Genomic DNA, 2,539 nt, shown 5'->3' with positions numbered 1-2,539 from the left:
GTCGAAGGGTTTCGGGCGCCGGCAGGCGTACGAAAGTCTTACATGTACGACCCGCGGGGCCTCAGGCGCTGGGCTATGGGGATTTCGGATCTGAGCCGTTAAGCGCCCTGGCGCTATTGCTGATTCGGTGGGATTCATGCGGACTAGGCGGACTACCTTTTGCCCGGTTTAAACGATCCAGCCGGCGGCAGCGCGCATCGTTTTGGTAATGTGGTGTGGCATCGGCGATGCGGGGCGCGAGCGTCATCGCTTCCCGCCACAGTGCTTGGGCAGGATGAATATGGTGCAGGCCATGCCGGATCATGGCGCGAACTCCGGGATCGGCATCAGGATGTCCGGCGGTGCCCGCGGCTGTCGCCAGCGTTCGAAGGTCTCGATGATGATCATATGCCCGCCGCAGCAAGGGCATGGTGGTCGCAGATCGACGGGCTCTTCGAGGATAGCCTCGTCAGGCGGCGCGGCTACCTCGAGCAACGCGCGAGCACGCGCGAGGTTGGCTTTGCGCGATGAGCTGGCCAGCAGACCGTAATGCCGGATACGATGGAAGCCACGAGGCAGGACGTGCGACATGAACCGCCGGATAAACTCGTCGGTGGCGAGTGTCATAACGCTTTGGCGTTCGGGTCCATCGCGACGGTAATCTTTGTAGCGCAGCGTGACGCCCTTCTCGTCGAAGCTGATCAACCGGCGGTTCGAGATGGCGATCCGGTGGGTATAGCGGGACAGGTAGGCGAGCACCGCTTCAGGGCCCGCAAAGGGCGCCTTTGCATAAACCACCCATCGCGTCTTCCGGACCGGCGCCAGATGACGCAGGAAGGCGCGCCGTTCGGTAAGTGATGCGAGCGATCCGAAGAAGGCGAGCTTGCCGGCGTCATAAAGCTGGATCAGCCGGGTCAGGAACAGACGGCGAAACAGCTTGCCTAGGACACGCACCGGCAAAAGGAAGGCAGGGCGCGTCGATATCCATCGCGTTCCGTCGAGTGCGATGCCGCCACCCGGCACCACCATATGGACGTGGGGATGGTGCGTAAGGGCCGAGCCCCATGTGTGGAGCACGGCGGTGATCCCGATCCTGGCGCCTAGATGCCTCGGATCGGCCGCGATCGTCAGCATAGTCTCCGACGCTGCCTTGAACAGCAGATCATAGACCACCGCCTTGTTCTGGAAAGCGACGCTGGCGATCTCCGCCGGTAGCGTGAAGACGACGTGGAAGTATCCGACCGGCAAAAGGTCGGCTTCGCGCTCTGCCAGCCAGGTGCGCGCCGCCGCGCCCTGGCACTTTGGGCAGTGCCGGTTACGACAGCTGTTATAGGCGATCCGCCAATGCCCGCAGTCCTCGCAGGCCTCGACATGACCGCCAAGGGCTGCGGTGCGGCAGTTCTCGATCGCCGTCATCACCTTGAGCTGGGTGAGGCTCAGATGCCCGGCATGGGCGGCCCGATAGGCCGGTCCGGCGGTGCGAAAGATGTCGGCGACCTCGAGTGAGGTGCGCAACGGCTCAGCCGTCTGGCGCCACTTGTGGATCGGGCAGCGGTGCCAACCTGTCGAGCGGGCTGATGACAGCGCGCACCGTTCGGGTGGCGACCGTGGTGTAAAAGGCGGTGGTCTCGAGGTTCGCATGCCCCAGCAGCGCCTGGATGATGCGAATATCGACCCCGTCCTCCAACAAATGCGTGGCGAAGCTATGCCGCAGGGTGTGCGGGCCGACCCGCTTGGTGATGCCCGCGGACTCTGCGGCGTCGACAACGATGCGATGGAGTTGTCGCGTACTGAGCGGCTTGAGGTAGTGCATCCCCGGGAACAGCCAGCCATCGGCATGCATCACGCCCTGTTGCCGGCCAACGGACCACCACTCGCGCAACAGGGTAAGCAGGTCAGCGGGCAGGAGCGCATTGCGATATCGCCCGCCTTTGCCGCGCTCCACCCGCAGGAGCATGCGCTTGCTATCGACATCGCGGACCTTGAGCATCGTCACCTCGGCGGCACGCAAGCCCGCGCCATAGGCGACGGACAGCGCTGCTTTATGCTTGAGGCATGTGGTCGCCCCCAGCAGCTGCGCGACCTCGTCGGGGCTCAGAACGATGGGCAAGGAACGCGGGTTCTTGACCGTATGAAGCTTGCGGGAAAGATCAGGTCGATCAATCGTGTGCGTGAAGAAGAAACGCAGCGCTGAAACGATACTGTTCATGGTCGGCACGCCCAAGCCGGCATCGCGCAGTTCGACCTGGAATAGTCTCAGGTCCTCTGCTGTCGCGGTGTCGGGAGGGCGCCCAAGAAAGGCGGCAAAACGCGCGACGTGGCGAACATAGTCGAACTGGGTTTTGCGAGCGAACCGTCGCAGGTTCATGTCTTCAATCATGCGCTGGCGCAATGCGCTGACTGGGGTATCAGAGACACTGGTGATCATCGTACGCTCCTTGGTTGAAAAGGAGTCGCGATATTCTGCCTATGCCGCAGCACGCTCAACCAAAGCGCAGATGTCAGTGGGGCAGCGGCACTTCAAACCCAGGCGCCCATCCCGCGCCAGCGGGTTCGTACA

2 protein-coding genes are annotated in these 2,539 nt (G+C 63.0%); both read right to left on the bottom strand.

What is annotated here, in order from left to right; genetic code table 11:
- Positions 1 to 300: 300 nt before the first annotated feature.
- On the bottom strand, positions 301 to 1,494 hold the full coding sequence (locus tag WA070_RS11835; RefSeq protein ID WP_422634133.1) for an IS91 family transposase: 1,194 nt from the start codon (positions 1,492 to 1,494) through the stop codon (positions 301 to 303).
- Between the two features lie 4 nt (positions 1,495 to 1,498).
- Entirely contained in the window at positions 1,499 to 2,407 is a 909-nt protein-coding gene (locus tag WA070_RS11830) for a tyrosine-type recombinase/integrase (protein WP_422634132.1), read from the bottom strand.
- Between the last annotated feature and the right edge of the window lie 132 nt (positions 2,408 to 2,539).

Source organism: Sphingobium sp., assembly GCF_049304695.1.
Taxonomy (GTDB): domain Bacteria; phylum Pseudomonadota; class Alphaproteobacteria; order Sphingomonadales; family Sphingomonadaceae; genus Sphingobium.
The sequence above is the reverse complement of the archived record's forward strand: the minus strand, read 5'-3'. Positions and strand labels throughout refer to the sequence as shown.